General features: G+C 60.2%; 12 protein-coding genes and 1 tRNA gene. 2 read left to right on the forward strand and 11 right to left on the reverse strand.

Annotated elements, in window-relative coordinates; all coding sequences use genetic code 11:
* Positions 1 to 74: 74 nt before the first annotated feature.
* Together JJ917_17060 and JJ917_17065 are read left to right on the forward strand one after the other, a co-directional pair.
* Positions 75 to 2819 carry a bifunctional acetate--CoA ligase family protein/GNAT family N-acetyltransferase gene (locus JJ917_17060; GenBank protein MBO6700541.1) on the forward strand — a complete coding sequence of 915 codons (2745 nt, stop codon included), beginning with the start codon at positions 75 to 77 and terminating at the stop codon, positions 2817 to 2819.
* A 167-nt stretch (positions 2820 to 2986) separates the two neighbouring features.
* Positions 2987 to 4621: an AAA family ATPase gene (locus JJ917_17065; protein MBO6700542.1), complete on the forward strand. Its 1635-nt coding sequence runs from the start codon at positions 2987 to 2989 to the stop codon at positions 4619 to 4621.
* On the opposite strand, the gene JJ917_17070 is transcribed toward JJ917_17065, so the two are convergent.
* From JJ917_17070 to JJ917_17120, 11 genes are all read right to left on the reverse strand, one after another.
* The gene (locus JJ917_17070) at positions 4613 to 4957 is read right to left on the reverse strand and encodes an AzlD domain-containing protein (GenBank protein ID MBO6700543.1); all 345 of its coding nucleotides are present in this window, start codon (positions 4955 to 4957) and stop codon (positions 4613 to 4615) included. The genes JJ917_17065 and JJ917_17070 overlap by 9 nt on opposite strands.
* Positions 4954 to 5703: an AzlC family ABC transporter permease gene (locus tag JJ917_17075; protein MBO6700544.1), complete on the reverse strand. Its 750-nt coding sequence runs from the start codon at positions 5701 to 5703 to the stop codon at positions 4954 to 4956. The genes JJ917_17070 and JJ917_17075 overlap by 4 nt, the downstream gene beginning before the upstream one ends.
* Before the next feature lie 2 nt (positions 5704 to 5705).
* The gene (gene pyc / locus JJ917_17080) at positions 5706 to 9200 is read right to left on the reverse strand and encodes a pyruvate carboxylase (GenBank protein ID MBO6700545.1); all 3495 of its coding nucleotides are present in this window, start codon (positions 9198 to 9200) and stop codon (positions 5706 to 5708) included.
* A gap of 101 nt (positions 9201 to 9301) precedes the next feature.
* Entirely contained in the window at positions 9302 to 10153 is an 852-nt protein-coding gene (locus JJ917_17085; GenBank protein ID MBO6700546.1) for a 3-keto-5-aminohexanoate cleavage protein, read from the reverse strand.
* A 1-nt stretch (position 10154) separates the two neighbouring features.
* Positions 10155 to 11489, reverse strand: a complete 1335-nt coding sequence (locus tag JJ917_17090) for an aspartate aminotransferase family protein (protein MBO6700547.1) — start codon at positions 11487 to 11489, stop codon at positions 10155 to 10157.
* Positions 11490 to 11639: 150 nt separating this feature from the next.
* Complete coding sequence (locus JJ917_17095; GenBank protein ID MBO6700548.1) at positions 11640 to 12077, reverse strand: universal stress protein; 438 nt, start codon at positions 12075 to 12077, stop codon at positions 11640 to 11642.
* A gap of 20 nt (positions 12078 to 12097) precedes the next feature.
* Positions 12098 to 14758 (reverse strand): TRAP transporter permease, encoded by a 2661-nt coding sequence (locus tag JJ917_17100; protein ID MBO6700549.1) that lies wholly within the window; start codon positions 14756 to 14758, stop codon positions 12098 to 12100.
* Between the two features lie 167 nt (positions 14759 to 14925).
* On the reverse strand, positions 14926 to 15903 hold the full coding sequence (locus JJ917_17105; protein MBO6700550.1) for a TAXI family TRAP transporter solute-binding subunit: 978 nt from the start codon (positions 15901 to 15903) through the stop codon (positions 14926 to 14928).
* A 214-nt stretch (positions 15904 to 16117) separates the two neighbouring features.
* Positions 16118 to 16194 (reverse strand) — tRNA-His (locus JJ917_17110).
* Positions 16195 to 16392: 198 nt separating this feature from the next.
* Entirely contained in the window at positions 16393 to 16899 is a 507-nt protein-coding gene (locus JJ917_17115; GenBank protein ID MBO6700551.1) for a phasin, read from the reverse strand.
* A gap of 235 nt (positions 16900 to 17134) precedes the next feature.
* Positions 17135 to 17515: a phasin family protein gene (locus JJ917_17120; GenBank protein ID MBO6700552.1), complete on the reverse strand. Its 381-nt coding sequence runs from the start codon at positions 17513 to 17515 to the stop codon at positions 17135 to 17137.
* Positions 17516 to 17699: the final 184 nt, after the last annotated feature.

Below are 17699 nucleotides of genomic sequence, written 5' to 3' on the forward strand. Positions count from 1 at the left end.
TCATGGTTTTGCCGCAGTGCAGCATTTACATTGCTGTGAGGGGAAACGCCTGATTCTCCAGTTAGGAAAATCAGATGTCGATTCAAAATCTTGATGCGTTTTTTGCGCCGCAGCATATCGCTCTGATTGGCGCCAGTCCCAAGCCGTCCAGCGTGGGGCGCGCCTTTGTGGATAATCTCCTGCTCGACCCAGGCCGCAGAACGCTGTCTTTCATCAATCCAAGTCACGAGTCCATTGACGGGCACCCCTGCGTTGCAGCGCTCGGCGAACTGGAAAGTGTGCCCGATCTTGCGATCATCGCCACGCCCCCGGACACGGTGCCCGGGCTGGTCGCCGAGGCGAAACTTGCGGGCGTGCGCGCCGTCATTGTTGTCTCCAATTGCCAAGGCGGCGACCGAGGCGCGCTGCGGCGTGCAATGCGGGCGGCGGCACGCGGTTCGCCGATGCGCATCTTGGGTCCGGACTCGCAAGGGGTCTATGCAGCCGCCGGCAATCTCAATGCCAGCCTTGCGTCAACGCCACCGCAATCCGGCTCGCTCGGTCTGATCGCTCAGTCGGGTGCGATCATGAATGCGGTACTCGATTGGGGCAACGCGGTGAAGGTCGGCTTCTCCAAAGCAGTATCGTTGGGTGACGCGTCGGATGTCGATCTCGACGATCTTCTCGATCATCTGGCCTATGACGTGCGCACGCGGGCGATACTGGTGTGCGTTGAGACGGTCGGCAATCCACGACGGTTTTTCTCCGCAGCTCGTGCTGCCGCGAAGGTGAAGCCGGTGGTGATCCTAAAATCCGGACGGCACAGCGTGACCGCCGATCAGATCTCCACCCATTCGGGCATTCTGGCGACAGAAGATGCGGTCTATGACGCGGTGATCCGTCGTGCCGGCTTGCTTCGGGTCAATGATCTGGATGGGCTGTTCGATGCCGCTGGCGCGTTGGCCCGCCTGAAGCGCGTTTCGGAGGCCGGCAAGCGCCTGGCCATAGTCACCAACGATCGCGGTGTTGGCATCTTGGCCGCCGACCGACTGCTCGACCTGGGTGGAAGCCTGTCGGAGCTGAGCGATGAGGGGATGGAGGCGATCAAGCCACACGCACCGCTGCGCTGGACCGGCGACATGCCGCTCGATCTGGACTCCACATTGCCGATGGACGCCCAGGGTGAGGTGATCGAAGCGCTGATCGATGATCCGATGAACGATGGCGTGTTGATCGCCTACAGCCCAAGCCAAGTGTCCAACGGAAGCGAAGCGGCGGCCAAGCTCTCCGAACTTCTGGTCCGCAAAACCAAGGACAAGTCACGTCCCAAACCCGTGTTTGTGTCCTGGCTGGAACGTGAGGCCGGCGCGCTGAACGCGCTTGATGAGGCCCATGTGGCCCGCTTTCGCACGCCCGGCGATGCGGTGCGCGGCTTTATGGATGTCTCGCGCTATGCCCAGGCACAAAAGGAACTGTCGGCGACGCCCCCTGCCCTGCCGGAGGATCTTGCCAGCGCGGATGTGGAGCGCGCCCGCGCCCTCTGCGAAAATGCCATTCGTGAAGGCCGCACCTGGCTCAACACCGATGAGATGGGCGATATTCTCGCCAGCTACGGTTTCAACTACGCTGCCCCCGTGCGCGCGTCGAGCGCCGAGAAGGCTGCAACCGCTGCGCAGGACATGCTTGCTCAACATCGCTCGGTGGCGCTGAAAATCGACTCGCCTGACCTGCCGCACAAGTCCGATGTCGGCGGCGTCGTGCTCGATCTCACCCATAGCCTTCAGGTGCGCGAAGGGTTCGATGCGCTGACCGAAAAGGTCGCGGCAAGGGCGCCTGGTGCGCGGATCGATGGCGTGATCGTGCAGCCGATGGCCGACATCTCTGCGGGCTTGGAGCTCTATCTCGGTCTGGCTGATGACCCAATCTTCGGTCCAGTGATCGTTTTCGGGCGCGGCGGCATCGCGGTTGAAGCGATCAACGATAAGGCACTTGGCATGCCGCCACTCGATATGCGGTTGGCGCGGCAAGTGATGGAGCAGACCCGCGTCTCCAAACTGATGGGCGGCTTTCGTGGTCGCGCTGGCGTCGATCAAGACGCGGTGGCGCAAGCGCTGGTTCGCTTGTCGCAGCTTTCCGCCGATGTGCCGCAAATCCGAAGCCTGGACCTCAATCCGATGCTCGCGACACCCGACGGGCTGTTGGTGCTGGATGCCCGTATGGAAGTCGCACCCAGTGAGGTCGGTGATCTGACGTTCGACACCAATCCGCGCTTCACCATCCGGCCCTACCCGCGCAACTGGGAGCGCCGATTGGAGTTGAAGGATGGCGATGCCGTGTTTGTGCGCCCGGTCCGGCCCGAGGATGAACCGGCCTTTCGGCTGTTCTTCTCGAAGACCACAAAGGAGGACTTGCGGCTGCGCTTCTTCTCCTATGTGCGCGACTTCAGTCACAAGTTCATCGCCCGTCTCACGCAGATCGACTATGCGCGGGATATGGCCTTCTGCGCCTTCGACTCCAGCGGCGAGTTGATCGGTGTTGTCCGCCTGCACGCTGATCCGGAGCGCGAAACCGGCGAGTATGCGATTCTCTTGCGGTCTGATCTCAAGGGCCAAGGCCTTGGTTGGGCGCTGATGCAGCTGGTGATCGAATATGGACAGGCCGAACGGTTCAAGCGCATTGAAGGCCAAGTGCTCGCCGAGAACACGACGATGCTCAGTATGTGCCGGGCTCTCGGCTTCCAGGTTCGCCGCGATCCCGACGAACCGGAGATCATGCAAGCCAAGCTTGACCTGGCCGAACTTGAAGGTGTGAATCCAGCCGAGCTTTCCGCTGCACAATGACGCAACGTTAAGCAAGCTGGGCTCTGCGCAACCCCTGTCCGTGTTGTTGCGACTGACGCGCAGCTTTGGAAATTGCGATAGTGCACCGACGTTGATGCCTGATCGGCGGGCGTTCGCCGACCGGCGCTTCGACAGGGTTGGCCGTGACGCCACCCAGGGAGCCTGGCATGACCGCAACACTGACGCGCAAGAGCGGCCCAGCCGTTTTTCGGCCTGAGGTGCCAACCTCGGCAACGCTGACGCATGTTGTCGGCGACCAAAGCGCCGTGATGCGTTTCATGGCTGACCCGGCAAGCCACGGCCTGCCCAGTGACGATCCGTCCAAAAGCGTGGAACGCATCGACACCCATGGCGCGGCGGTGTTTTTGGCCGGTGAGCGCGCCTACAAGATTAAACGTGCGGTCTGTTTTCCTTTCATGGATTTTTCCACCCTTGCGCGCCGTGAAGAGGCCTGCCGCGCGGAAATCGCCATCAACAAGCCCAACGCGCCTGAAATCTACCTCGATACGGTGGCAATCACTCGCGACAAGCTTGGACATCTGGCCATCAATGGCCAAGGTGAGGCCATTGAATGGGCGGTGGCGATGCGCCGGTTCGACACCGCCATGACGTTCGATCAGCTGGCAGCCAATGGCCAGCTCACCCAGACCGATCTAGATGGTGCGGTCGATGCGATCATCGGTTTTCAGGGGCATGCGCCAATCCGGCGCGCCGATGATTGGGTCGCCGATCTCAGCGCCTACATCGATCAGAACGATCAGGCCTTCCACGAGGCGCACAAGCTTTTCGGTTTGCAGGAAACTGCCGATCTGACGCGGCGCGCGACAGCCGAGTGGCGCTTGGTGCGTCCGATTCTTCTGGCACGTGGCGAAGCCCAGGCTGTGAGACGCTGCCACGGCGATCTGCATTTACGCAATCTTGTTCGGCTGCCCAGTGGCGTGCGCATGTTTGACGCGGTTGAGTTCGATGAGCGGATCGCGACCGGCGATGTGCTCTATGATCTGGCCTTCCTTTTGATGGACCTCGATGAAAGCGGTGAGCGCCAAGCGGCCAACCGGGTTCTCAACCGCTTTCTGGCGCTGCGCGATGAGCCGAGCGATTTCGAGGCGCTGGCAGCAATGCCGCTGTTCTTGTCGATCCGCGCAGCGCTGCGGGCGAAGATTTGTGCGATGGGCGCTCAACATCTGGCTCCTGTGCAAAAGAAGGCGATGGAGAAAGAAGCGCAGCGCTTCTTCGCCTATGCCGCTGATGTTCTGGAGCCGCGCGATGTAACACTAACCGTGGTCGGTGGCCTGTCAGGAACTGGCAAGTCAACGATCGCGCAAGCCCTGGCGGCGGCCATCGGGCGCACGCCCGGCGCCGTTGTGTTGCGCTCCGACATTGTGCGCAAAACAATCATGGGTGTCGGGTGGCACGAGCGATTGGAAGCAAGCGCTTACACTCAATCGGTGACCCATCAAGTATTCACGACCTTGCGCAATCTCGCCCAAAAAGCGCTGGCATCCGGCCATTCGGTGATCGTCGATGCGGTTTGCGCACAGGCCGATGAGCGCGAGGCGCTGGAAGGCGTAGCGCGCGGCGTGGAATGTCACTTTGCCGGCGTTTGGCTCGATGCACCCCTAGACGTGCGGCTCGACCGGATTGGCCGGCGCCGCGACGACCCTTCCGATGCCGATGCGCGGGTTGCGCGCCTGCAAGAGGATTACGACCTATACGATGTGGAATGGCCGCGCGTTGATGCGCGCGGGTCCATCGACGACGTGCTCGGAGCCGTTCGTCCTTTGGTCGACCGGCTAAACTAGCGGTTCCAAAAATGCGCGGTAGCCGGTGACAGCGGCAAGCCCCAGTGCGACGGCCAGCCAATCTTTCTTGGTGATCGCCATGACGAGCGTGGCTATGCCAATGCCGAGCAGGCCTGCCGGACCGCTTTCCAACGTGATCGGCACAATGGTTGCCAGGATCACTCCGCCTGGCAGAGCCTCCAAGCCACGGCGCACGCGCGCCGTCAGCGGCACTGTGCCCAAGATCCAGAAACCCATCACCCGCGCGATGACGGTGAGTGCCATCATGGCAAGGATCGCCAGCCACGCACCTTCGGTCATACCGGCAGAGAAGCTGGCGTTGATTGTCTCCATCATGAGGGCACCTGGCCAGCATCATCCGGCTGAAAGAGCGCCGCTGCGGTGAAAGCCGCCGCCAAACCTCCGGCGAGAACAAACCAGTAGCCTGGCAACACAGCTTTGACGGCCAGCGAGACAACCACCGCCACCACCCATGGCACCAGATCGATGCGACCGCGCCAAATGGGCACCAGCATAGTGATGAAGAAGATCGGCATAACAAGGTCGATGCCGTAGCGAGCTGGGTCTGCCATTGCCGCAGCGAAGTAGTAGCCGGGCACGACCGCCACGATCCAATTGAGGTAGAGGAAAATGCAGGCGCCAAGGAGCACCCCCCAGTCGCGCCCACCCTCGCGGTAGTACCGGATGGCGATGATCCAGGCCGGGTCGGAGATGATGGCAAGGCCCGGATAAACCTTGTGCGCCGGTAGGCCGCCCAACCAAGGGCGCAGCGCCGCCCCCAGCAGCATCATGCGCAGATTCACCGTGAACACGACGGCGGCCATCGCGAATGCCGTTGTCCAGGTGATCGGATCGGTCCAAAGACCCAGCGCCACATATTGTGAGGCGCCGGCAAACACGACCGCGTTGTAGAAAAAGGCGTCCAGAAAGGTCAGCCCTTGCACGGCGGCCGCTGCACCAAAGCCCATGGCAAACAGCGTGATGCCCGGCGCAGTGATGGCGCAGCGACGAAAGCCTAGCCAGAACCCATCCATGGAAAAGGGCGCTGCGGCTGGGCGCAGCGACGATTGCTCCGTTGGCATGCTTAGTCGTCAACCGCCAACACGATCAGCAAATCCTTGGCATCGACGCTTTCGCCGGATGCCACGAGAAGCTCAGACACCGTGCCGTCCCGGTCGGCGTGGATGACGGTTTCCATCTTCATGGCCTCGACCCCGAGCAGCGGATCGCCGGCTTTGACGGCATCGCCTGACTTGATTGAAACGGTGGAAATGACGCCTGGCACCGGTGCGGCCACATGGGCGTCATTGTCGGCATCGGCTTTGCGGCGCGCGCCAGCGCCGGTTGCGCCATGGCTGCGATCAGGCACCTTGATGGTGCGCGGCTGACCGTTGAGCTCAAAGAAAACCCGAACCATGCCGGTTTCATCGGGCTCGGATTTGCCCAAGCATCGAACGACCAGCGTCTTGCCTTTTTCTAGCTCGATGGCGATTTCGTCTTCGACTTCAAGCCCATAGAAATAGACCGGCGTTGGCAGAACGCCGACCGGACCATAGGTGTCGGTGACGCGCGCAAACTCGGTGAAGACCTTGGGGTACATGAGGTAGGAGGCGAGTTCCGGGTCGGAAATATCGCGCTCCAACGTCCCGGCAATGCTGGCGCGTTCACCGTCGAGGTCGGCTGGTTCGAGACGCGCACCGGGACGCTCGGTGTAGGGCGTATCGCCCTTCAGCACCTTGGCTTGGATCACCTCCGGCCAACCGCCCGGGGGCTGACCGAGGTCACCGCGCATCATGGCAACAACGCTTTCTGGGAAGGCGATATCCTTGTCCGGATCCATCACCTCGTCGGCCGTGATGCCTTGGCTGACCATCATCAACGCCATGTCACCGACGACCTTGGAGGACGGAGTCACCTTCACGATGTCGCCGAACATCTGATTGACCTCAGCATAAGTCTTGGCAACCTCATGCCAACGGTTGGCCAGCCCGAGTGAGCGCGCTTGCTCCTTCAGATTGGTGAACTGACCACCCGGCATTTCATGCAGATAGACCTCCGAGGCTGGGGCTTTGAGATCGCTTTCAAAGGCCGTGTACTGGCGGCGAATGTCCTCCCAAGCGAACGAGATCTTGCGGATGGCGTCCATATCGAGGCCGGTGGCTCGGTCCGTCCCTTCCAGCGCCGCAACAATCGACCCTAGTGCCGGTTGCGAGGTCATGCCCGACATGGCGTCCATGGCGGCGTCCACCGCGTCCACCCCGGCCTCGACGGCAGCCAGAACCGACGCGCCGGAAATACCAGACGTATCGTGGGTGTGCAGGTGCAATGGCAGGTCAGTCGCGCCCTTCAAGGCCTTGACAAGCTCGGTCGCCGCAGTTGGCTTCAAGAGACCGGCCATGTCCTTGATACCGATGATGTGCGCGCCGGCGGCTTCCAGCTGTTTGGCGAGATCGACATAGTAAGCGAGCGAATATTTCGCGCGGGCCGGATCATGGATGTCGCCGGTGTAACAGAGCACGCCTTCGCAGAGCTTGTCGGCCTCGCGCACCGCGTCCATCGAAACGCGCATGTTCTCCACCCAGTTGAGGCAGTCGAACACGCGGAAAAGGTCCATCCCGCCTTTGGCCGCTTCAAAGACGAACTGGCGCACGACATTGTCGGGATAGTTGGTGTAGCCGACACCGTTGGAGCCGCGCAGAAGCATTTGGGTGAGAATATTCGGCGCACCTTCGCGGATGTCGGCCAGGCGTTCCCACGGGTCTTCGGTCAGGAAGCGCATGGCGACATCAAAGGTCGCGCCACCCCAGCATTCCAAGGACAGCAGTTCAGGCAAAGCGCGTGCATAAACCGGCGCAAGCGAGGCAATGTCGAACGAGCGCATGCGGGTGGCGAGCAAGCTCTGGTGGCCGTCGCGCATGGTCGTGTCGGTGACCAGAACACGGGTCTGGTCCTTCATCCACTGCGCGAAACCCTCCGGTCCACGCTCATCCAAAATCTGTTTGGTGCCCGGCTTTGGATTACCGGTATAGGCCGGCAGGTGCGGCGGGCCAGCGTCGGCTGGCGGCTTGGGGCGATCCTTGGTTTCTGGATGCCCATTGACGGAAACATCGGCGATGTAAGTGAGCAGCTTGGTTGCCCGGTCCTGGCGTTTCACCGCCTCGAACAGCTCTGGCGTCTCATCGACAAAGCGCGTCGTGTAACTGCCATCGATAAAGCTTGGATGGCCGATGACGTTTTCCAGGAACGTCAGGTTGGTCGCGACGCCGCGAATACGGAATTCACGCAGCGCGCGGTCCATGCGCTTGCGGGTCTCTTCGGGAAGTGGCGCCCAAGCGGTGACTTTTTCCAATAGCGGATCGTAGAAACGGGTGATCACCGCGCCTGAATAGGCGGTGCCGCCGTCAAGGCGTATGCCGAAGCCCGTCGCACCGCGATAGGCGGTGATGCGGCCATAATCGGGAATGAAGTTCTGGTCGGGGTCCTCGGTCGTGATCCGGCATTGCATGGCGTGGCCGTGAAGCTTGATCTCATCTTGGAAAGGAATGCCCGAGGCCGGATCGCCGATTGCGTGTCCTTCGGCGACATGAATCTGCGCCTTCACGATGTCGATGCCGGTAACCTCTTCGGTCACCGTGTGCTCGACTTGAACGCGTGGATTCACCTCAATGAAGTAGAAGGCGCCGGTGTCGGAATCCATGAGGAATTCAACCGTGCCAGCACCGCGATAACCAACAGTGTTACCGATCGCTGTTGCGTAGCCTGCCAGTTCCTTGCGCTGATCTTCATCGAGATAAGGGGCCGGCGCGCGTTCGATGATCTTCTGGTGACGGCGTTGCACGGTGCAGTCGCGCTCGAAGAGATGCACCAGATTGCCATGGGCATCACCGAGGATTTGCACCTCGACATGGCGAGCGCGCTCGACGAGTTTTTCCAGGTAGACCTCGTCCTTGCCGAAGGCTGAGCGCGCCTCTTTCTTGGCGATGGGCACCTCGCGTTGCAGGTCTTCTGGCGTACGGATAACACGCATGCCGCGTCCACCACCGCCCCAACTGGCTTTGAGCATCACTGGATAGCCAATCTGCTCGGCGAGTTTGGCGACTTCTGCCAAGTCGTCGGGCAGCGGATCGGTCGCCGGCATGACGGGCACGCCAGCTTCGATGGCCAGATTGCGGGCCGAAACCTTGTTGCCAAGGCGGCGCATGGTGTCGGAGGTCGGGCCGACAAAGATTATGCCGGCCTCATTGCAGGCATCGACAAATTCCGGGCTTTCGGAAAGAAAACCGTAGCCCGGATGAATGGCATCGACGCCGGTTTCCTTGGCGATGCGAATGATCTCTTCAATGGAAAGATAGGCATCGATGGGCCCGAGCGGCTCCTCCAAATGGGGGCCGCGTCCGATCAGATAGGCCTCGTCAGCCTTGAAGCGGTGCAACGCAAGTTTGTCTTCTTCGGCGTAGACGGCAACCGTCTCCAGCCCCAACTCATTGGCGGCGCGAAAAATACGGATCGCGATTTCCGAACGGTTGGCCGCCATCAGGCGTTTGATGGGACCAGGCGTGTAGGTGGGCGAGCTGTTCATTGAGGCAGATTCCACAAGCAAAGCATTGAGTTGGCCTTGACTAGCACGGCGAACGCGCGCGTACAGTAGGGGGAAGGCCGTGCGGATGCCTGTTCTTTGGCCTAACGCTGCCTGATGCCGAGGCGCTCACGAGCCTCGCTCGGCGTCGCTGACCGCAGACCAAGCCCGCCTGCGAGGTCTACAAGGGCAGCGACCCGCTCGGCATTGGAGGATGCTGCCAAGCCGTCGGCGTGCCACAGGCTGTTTTCAAAACCGATGCGGGCATCGCCGCCCAAACTCAACGCCGCAGCAAGGCATGCCGTCTCGGCGGCGCCGAACGCACATGCGCTCCAGCGGGTATTCTGAAAGGCAGAATGCGCTTTCAGGTCTGTCACATACGGAATGAGGTCTGCGGGCACACTTTTTTGGCCCTGTGTGTAACGGCCAAGCACAAACAGGACAGATCGAGCATCCGCAATGACGCCGCAATCCACCTTGCTGGCCAGGGCTGCGACGTCTGCCGGTTCGTAGAGGATCCACTGAATGGCGACGCGGTTCTGCGCTGCCCAATGCACAAACTCTTGGTTTTTGCCGTCGTCATCCGTCGCGGCAAACAGTTCGCGAAACGCGATAGAGACCGCTTCCGGTTGAACCGCGCGCACCAGTTGCCGCTGATCCTCGGGCGTGTAGCGCCCGACTGCCTCGGAGGTGATCTGGATGATGAGATCGTCGCCACAGCGCGAGCGCAACGCGTCAGAAAGGCGAAGGCATTGGTCCGCATCGAGAACGTGTTGGCCATTCTCATCGCGCACATGCACATGGGCTGCGTGGGCACCGGCACTGTGGGACTCTGCAACGGCTTCAACAATTTCACCCTGCGTCATCGGCAAGGCGGGATGATCGGCCTTTGCCCGGCGGGCGCCATTGGGCGCGACCATCAGAACATAAGGATCGCGCCAAAAGGGTTCGGCCATATCAGTGCGGCAAGCTTGCCGTAATCGCCGTTTCCAGGCGATCCACGATCATTGCGATGTGATCGTCTTCAATGATGAAAGGCGGGGCCAAGAGAACATGGTCGCCCCGCTGGCCATCGATGGTGCCGCCCATGGGATAGCACATCAGCCCTTCAGCCATGGCGCGTTTCTTGACCTTCGCGGCGACACCCAGCGACGGGCCCATCGGCTCCTTGGTGCCACGGTCGGCGACCAGTTCAAGCCCGAGGAAAAGGCCCCGGCCACGAATATCGCCGACATTGGGATGATTGCCGAAGCGCGCGGTCAGGGCATCACGCAGCTTTGCGCCGGTCGGGTTTACGTGACCAAGCACATCATCATCTACCAGGCGATCAAGAACCGCATTGCCAATGGCGCAAGCCATCGGATGGCCGAGATAGGTATGTCCATGTTGGAAAAAGCCGGTCCCAGCTTCGATCGTATCGTAGATGCGGTCGGAGACCAGCAGCGCGCCGATCGGCTGAACACCCGCGCCAAGGCCCTTGGCAATGGCGATCATGTCCGGCGCGATGCCTTCCTGCTCGCAGGCGAACAGTGTGCCGGTGCGCCCCATGCCGCACATAACCTCATCCAAGATCAGGAGGACACCATGCCGGTCGCACACAGCCTTCATCTTGCGAAAATAGCCTTCGACAGGTGGCACGGCTCCCATCGTTGCACCAACGACCGGCTCAGCAACAAAGGCCGCCACGGTTTCCGGACCAAGGTCCTGGATTTTGTCCTCCAGTTCCTGTGCCAGGCGGTCGGTGTAGGCTGCGTCGCTCTCACCGGGTTGCTGGCCTCGGTAAGCGTTGCAGGGAGACACATGGTGCATGGCCGGTGACAGCATCGGCTCGAACTGGGCGCGGCGCCATTGGTTGCCACCGGCTGACAAAGCGCCCAGCGTATTGCCGTGATAGCTCTGCAGGCGGGCGATGATATTGGCCCGTTTCGGCTCGCCATTTTCCATGTGGAACTGACGGGCAAGTTTCAGTGCCGACTCCATGGCTTCCGAACCGCCGGACACGAAGTAGACGCGGTTTAAGTCACCGGGCGAAAAATCCGCCAGACGCTCGGCCAGCTCCTCTGCCGGGTCGGTCGTGAAAAAGCTGGTGTGCGCATAAGCGAGGCGATCGACCTGCTCGTGCAGCGCAGCCTTCAGCTTGGGGTCGGAATGGCCAAGGCAGGAAACCGCCGCGCCACCACAGGCATCCAGATAGCGCTTGCCATCGGCATCGATAATGAATGGGCCATCTCCCCCCACGGCAATTGGCAGGTCGGCTTTGGTGTGGCGGGGAAAAACGTGGCGAGAGCGCATAGCATCCATCATGGTTGGCGTTGATGGCACGCGGCTATAGCAGCACTGGCCACGAACACCAGTTTCAACTTTGCATTGGGCCTATGCGCTGGGCGCGGAATGATGGGCGGTCAATTTGAATAGTCGGTCACGCGTTGGCCATCGCCTGACTCACGGTGCTCGAATCACCATCACGCTTTGCTTGGCATGGCGCACGACGCGCGCCGCGTTTGGCCCGAGGAGGTAATCCTTCAGATCGGGGCTGTGCGCGGTCATGACGATGGCATCGCAGTTGAGCGCATCAGCCGTGTGGAGAATCTCCTGATAGACGGACCCTTTGGTCACGTGGCCCTTCAAAGTCACGGGACCACACAGAGCCTTTTTCTCTTCCAACACTTTGGTGAGTGTTTCGCGCGCGCCATCCATTGCGCGATCGGCAAAACCCTCTGGCAAGTAGGAGCTCACAACCGCCATGCCTGCTGTTGGAACAACGGTCATGACATGGACTTCAGCATCAGCCCCGGTGGCCAGTGCTGCGGCCGTAGGCAGGGCGTTGTCGAGGCTTTCGGTATCGCCGAGATCGATAGGAACGAGCAAACGATTGTACATGGATTGTCTCCTTCCTCTCTTTAGAACGCCGGAACGGTCTGGCGGCGACGCTGCATCATGATGACGAACCCGAGGAGCAGGAGTGCCGGGAGGTAGAACACCTCCTTGGGCATGCGATCGCGTTCGATCTGAACATTGTCGACCGTCACGAATTCATCGCCGTAGAACTCAAACATCTGGAACGTCGTGAAATACGGCGTGCCGGCAAACGGCTCTTCCAGAATGGCCTGATCACCTTCATTGACGACCAGAATGCCCTGGCGCTCCAAGCGCTCCGAACCCGGGCCTTCTTCCCCAAGATCAAGCAGCACGGTGGTCTGGGTCATGCGCTCTAGATTGTCGAAATCCGGCCCGCGAATCTCAATGCGCAGGCGTGCATCAGCCGGCATCGATTCAGCGATTTCCGCCAGCTGTGTGCCCGGCAAAAACTCATAGCGCGGATCCACCTGATCGAGCCAATAGCCCGGTCGGAACAGAGTGAAAGCGACCAGCAGCAGCGCAATGGTTTCCCACCAACGGTTTTTGGCAAAGAAATAGCTTTGCGTGGCCGCCGCAAAGAGCATCATCGCCACCACGCCGACGGCAAACACAAAGATCGCCTTGGCCGGACCGACATCGATGAGCAAAAGCTCGGTGTTGAAGATGAACAGGAACGGCAGCAGCGCGGTACGAATGTCGTAGGCAAAGCCTTGCAAGCCTGTCTTGATTGGATCGCCACCGGAGATCGCCGAGGCCGCGAAGGCAGCAAGGCCAACGGGCGGCGTGTCATCAGCGAGAATGCCGAAATAGAACACAAACAAGTGGACCGCGATCAGCGGCACGACGAGGCCTTGGCTGGCGCCAACCGAGACAATCACAGGCGCCATCAGCGACGACACAACGATGTAGTTGGCGGTCGTTGGCAGTCCAAGGCCAAGCAGCAGGCTCATCACCGCCACGAGCAACAACATCAGGATGAGGTTGCCGCCGGACAGGAACTCCACAAAGTCGCCCACCACTTGGTGCGCGCCGGTGAGCGTGACCGTACCGATGATGACACCGGCAACACCGGTCGCCACGGCGATCGGGATCATGTTGCGAGCGCCGGCGATCATGCCGTACACGAAGTCTTCGAGCCCGCGTCGCCACTCAGCCGACGCCGGTTCCTCGGCAAACTCCGTGCCAGCACGGAACATGGCTTTCAAGGGATGCTGGGTGACGACCACGAAGATCATCGACAGCGTGCCATAATAGGCCGAGAAAGCCGGTGACAGGCGCTCGATGAGAATGCACCACAAGAGCACCACGATCGGCAGCAGGAAGTGCAGACCGGTCATTGCCACTTCGCCGGGTCGCGGCAGCACCTTGATGTCGGCGTTGGGATCGTCAATCGGCAGGTCGGGGCGTTGCGCGGCGATACGCAGCAACACCAGATAGGCCGCAATAAACAGTGCAATGCCGGTCCATAGACCCATGCTTGGGAAAGCTTCCTTCACCCAGCCAAGACCAAAATAGACCAAGCCGCCCAAGGCGGCGAGGCCAAGGAATCCGGTGAGGAAACCGATCAGCTTTTGCGCCAACGTGTCGGTGGCTGTTGGTTTCTCCATGCCTTTGAGGCCGAGCTTGAGAGCTTCCAAATGCACGATGTAGATGAGCGCAATGTAGGAAATGAGCGCCGGTACGAGCGCATGCTTCAAGATGTCGGTGTAGGAAATGCCGGTGAACTCAGCGATCAGGAAGGCTGCAGCGCCCATAACCGGCGGGGTCAGCTGGCCATTGGTGGATGAGGCAACCTCAACCGCGCCGGCTTTTTCCGGCTTAAAACCGGTCTTCTTCATCAATGGGATGGTGAAGGTGCCAGTGGTCACCACGTTGGCGATGGACGAACCGGAGTAAAGGCCGGACGCCGCGGAGGCCAAAACGGCCGCCTTCGCCGGACCACCACGCAGGTGACCAAGCAGAGCGAAGGCGAGCTTGATGAAATAGTAGCCGGCCCCTGCCCGCTCCAGCAGCGAGCCGAAAAGCACAAACAGGAAAATCATCGTGGCCGACACGGCAAGCGCCACGCCGAACACGCCTTCGGTCTGCATCCAGTAGTGCCACATGGCCTTGCCGAACGAGGCGCCGCGCCACTGAATAACCTCTGGCATCCAAGGTTGATTGCCGAAGAAGGTGTAGATGAGAAAAACGCCAGCCACGACCAGCATGGGCAAGCCGAGCGCACGGTAAACGCCGATGGCCAGACAGGTCATGCCGACGGCTGAAACGGTGAGGTCGGCCACCGTAGGCAGACCGGCGCGCATGACCAGCGATTCCTTGACGAAAATCAGATAGAGACAGCAGATCGCACCAACAGCCGCCAGCAGCCAATCGTACCAAGGTACCGCATGTTTGGGTGCGCCCTTGTAAAGCGGATAGGCGAACGACACCAAAATGAGCGCAAAGGCCAAATGGACGTTGCGCGCTTCGACATTGTTGAACGTGAAATTGACGCCTGTCAGTTCCGTCAGAATGAACGGCAGCGGCGAGGCGATATAGAGCTGGAAGGTTGACCAGATAAACGCGATGGCGGCGATCGTGAAGCCAACCTTGCCGGGCACAACACGTGAGCCGGAATCGGCCTCCGCGACGATCTCATCCACATCGATCTTGGGCTTTTCAGCCTCTGGCTGCGCACCTGCCGCCGTGTCTTGACTGCTCATCATCATCCCCCTGAGCGGCGCTCTTTGTAAGCTGCCCACCTCATGCACGCGCTTGGCGCTGTGCAATACTCCATCGACCGACCTGTTTTCATCCCCACGTTGAAGACAGGCTGTATGGCGAAGAAAAAGGGCTGAGCGTCTCCGCCCAGCCCTTTCTCAATGTTGGCTTATTCGATCCAACCGCGTTCGCGGTAGTAGCGAGCCGCACCGTCATGAAGCGGTGCTGACAGACCATCGGAAATCATGGCTTCCTCGGTCAGGTTGGCAAACGCCGGGTGCAGACCGGTGAAGTCCGAGAAGTTGTCGAACACGCCCTTCACAACGGTGTAGACGATTTCCTCGTCCACAGCGGCGGACGTCACGAAGGTTGCGCCCACACCGAAGGTGGTCACGTCTTCGTCTGTGCCATTGTACATGCCGCCGGGGATGGTGGCGGTACGGTAATAGCTGTTCTCTTCGATCAGTTGATCGATCTCAGGACCGGTCACGTCCACCAACCGCGCATCGCAAGTTGTCGACACTTCGGTGATGGCCGCAGCGGGGTGACCCACGGTGTAGATCATCGCATCGATCTGACCGTTGCAGAGTGCCTGGGCCATTTCAGCGCCCTGAAACTCGGTAGCGACGGCGAAGTCGTCCATGGTGATGCCGAAGGCGTCCATGACGACTTCCATGGTTGCACGCTGGCCGGAACCTGGGTTGCCGACGTTCACGCGAAGGCCGCGCAAATCGTCGAACGAGTCCACTTCAGAATCGCCAGGGACGATCAGCGTGAACGGTTCAGGGTGCACAGAGAAGACAGCCCGCAGCTCTTCAAATGGGCCGGCATCTTCAAAGCGCGAGGTGCCGTTGAACGCGTGGAACTGCCAGTCAGACTGGGCAACGCCAAACTCCAACTCGCCGGAGCGCACGGTGTTGATGTTGAAGATGGACCCACCGGTTGATTCCACAGAGCAGCGGAAGCCATGGTCGCGGCGGTTCTGGTTCACCAAACGGCAGATCGCACCACCGGTTGGATAGTACACGCCGGTGACACCACCGGTGCCAATGGAAAAGAACTGCTGTTGCGCAAACGCGCTGCCGGTTCCCAGCGCCAAGCCCGCAGCCAAAGCCATGGACGTGAGCGCAGTTGTCTTGAGTTTCATTAATGTCTCCCTCGAAGATAGTGTCGCGCGGCTGGCCTCTTCGGGCTCTTGCGCGCTTGTCTGGACGCCAATGGCTGTCCAAGCGTTGAACCTAGACCTAATAGGCGCGACTGCGCAATGGGTCAGCGGCGCTGAAAACTAGCAACCCGTTGTGTGCACTGCACAATTCTCCAGCAACGGCTGGAACCAACACGACGGCAGTCTAGGAGAGGGATGGTACAGCAGGGTGGGGTCGAACCACCGGCCTCCGGCTCCACAAACCGGCGCTCTAACCAGCTGAGCTACTGCTGCACAAAGCCAAGTTGCGAAAAACGCATTGGCGAGAGCGGCTGTTTAGTCCGATCATGCAGCGAATGCAAGACGGAGGCTTGCCGCTCCAAACACAAAAACCCGGCCCATGGATTGATCCACAGACCGGGTTTTCAAAAGGGGTCAGGCGAAGCGATAACGCAGAGTACTTGGCGCTTCGCCCGATGGGCTCAAAGCTGATTAGGCAGCTTTGAAAGCTTCCATGGATTTCGCCATGGCATCTTTGACCGGCTTGGCAGCTTCTTCGGTCATTTTGGTCACTTTGGCCTGCATGTCTTTGGCCTGTGCGGACGAGGCGTCGAAACGCTCGCGTGCAAAAGCGGTTTGCAGTTCAACAGCTTCCGAGACGCTCTTGACGGCCATGAAGTCTTTCATGAACGCGAAGCCAGCGTCGATGTTGGCTTTGGCGGCATCCAACGATGCGGTCGACAGATCGAGCGAGTTGGCACGCGCGGTTTCGAACGACTCTTCAAGAACATCGGTTGCTTCTTCAGCGGCGGCTTTCATTTTCGCGTAGCCGTCGCGTGCCTGGGCAACGCCTTTTTCGGCCATGTCGCGGAAAGCTTCCGGAACGTCGGCGGTCGACATCGGGAACAGCTCAGTGACGTTGTTTTCGATGGTTTCCATCACTTCGGTAACTTGGGCTTGTGCAGTTTTGGCTGCAGTTGGTTTCTTAGCAGTGGCCATGGGTCTCATCCTTTCGGCGCTTTATAAGGGTGGACCGCACTGTTGGGTCCTCAACGCGCTGGGCATCGCTCTTTGAGCCAGCGTTGAAGGGTATATAGCACCACTTATTGTGCATTGCAACATTTCTTTTGCATCGCACAAACACGGATCGATTTTTGCCATGAGCCAGTTGATCGAGTTGACCAACGAAAAAGGGCGCCGAAGCGCCCTAAATTCTTGCCATGGGATGAGGATGTTACGGCTTCATGCTGTCGGCAGCGTCCTTGGCAACCGCCGTCATCTTATCACCCATATCCTTGGTCTGCCGCGTCACGGCTTCCATCTGCTGGCGCATATAGGTGGCCTGCAGTTCCATCAGTTCTTGGGCATCTTTGGCGCGCACCATCTTCTGCGCCAGTTCGAACGCGCTGGTCACCTGGTCCTCGGCAAAGGCCATCGCGTCCTTCTGCATGTCGGCTCCGGTCGCCTGCGCGTTTGAAGCACTGTCTTCCATCTTGCCGACGGCCGACTGGGCGTTGGACATGAAGGTGTCAAAGGCCTTGCGCGCTTGCGAAACGCTCTGATCGGCGAAATCACGCATCGCCTCGGGAACTTCTAACTTGGGTGGCGTCGTCATGGCTGGCTCCGTTTTTCGCCTGTCCTGAAAAGGGGTTCGCTTGTTGTACTCAATCTCGTCTTTTACCGCATCCCCGCAGAACTGCTAAGAGCGAAGGGACAATCAGGACGGCCGTTTACCCTAATTTGGATCGGTTCGGGCCAGCGGCGATGGTGCGTGGACTCGGGCCGCGCTTCACCATTAT

This window comes from Hyphomicrobiales bacterium, assembly GCA_017642935.1.
Lineage (GTDB): Bacteria > Pseudomonadota > Alphaproteobacteria > Rhizobiales > MH13 > MH13.

What these genes read in the sequence shown, in the direction of transcription:
- JJ917_17060 (MBO6700541.1), top strand. Translation starts at nt 75, where the DNA reads ATGTCGATTCAAAATCTTGATGCGTTTTTTGCGCCGCAGCATATCGCT.
- JJ917_17065 (MBO6700542.1), top strand. Translation starts at nt 2,987, where the DNA reads ATGACCGCAACACTGACGCGCAAGAGCGGCCCAGCCGTTTTTCGGCCT.
- JJ917_17070 (MBO6700543.1), bottom strand. Translation starts at nt 4,957, where the DNA reads ATGATGGAGACAATCAACGCCAGCTTCTCTGCCGGTATGACCGAAGGT.
- JJ917_17075 (MBO6700544.1), bottom strand. Translation starts at nt 5,703, where the DNA reads ATGCCAACGGAGCAATCGTCGCTGCGCCCAGCCGCAGCGCCCTTTTCC.
- pyc (MBO6700545.1), bottom strand. Translation starts at nt 9,200, where the DNA reads ATGAACAGCTCGCCCACCTACACGCCTGGTCCCATCAAACGCCTGATG.
- JJ917_17085 (MBO6700546.1), bottom strand. Translation starts at nt 10,153, where the DNA reads ATGGCCGAACCCTTTTGGCGCGATCCTTATGTTCTGATGGTCGCGCCC.
- JJ917_17090 (MBO6700547.1), bottom strand. Translation starts at nt 11,489, where the DNA reads ATGCGCTCTCGCCACGTTTTTCCCCGCCACACCAAAGCCGACCTGCCA.
- JJ917_17095 (MBO6700548.1), bottom strand. Translation starts at nt 12,077, where the DNA reads ATGTACAATCGTTTGCTCGTTCCTATCGATCTCGGCGATACCGAAAGC.
- JJ917_17100 (MBO6700549.1), bottom strand. Translation starts at nt 14,758, where the DNA reads ATGAGCAGTCAAGACACGGCGGCAGGTGCGCAGCCAGAGGCTGAAAAG.
- JJ917_17105 (MBO6700550.1), bottom strand. Translation starts at nt 15,903, where the DNA reads ATGAAACTCAAGACAACTGCGCTCACGTCCATGGCTTTGGCTGCGGGC.
- JJ917_17115 (MBO6700551.1), bottom strand. Translation starts at nt 16,899, where the DNA reads ATGGCCACTGCTAAGAAACCAACTGCAGCCAAAACTGCACAAGCCCAA.
- JJ917_17120 (MBO6700552.1), bottom strand. Translation starts at nt 17,515, where the DNA reads ATGACGACGCCACCCAAGTTAGAAGTTCCCGAGGCGATGCGTGATTTC.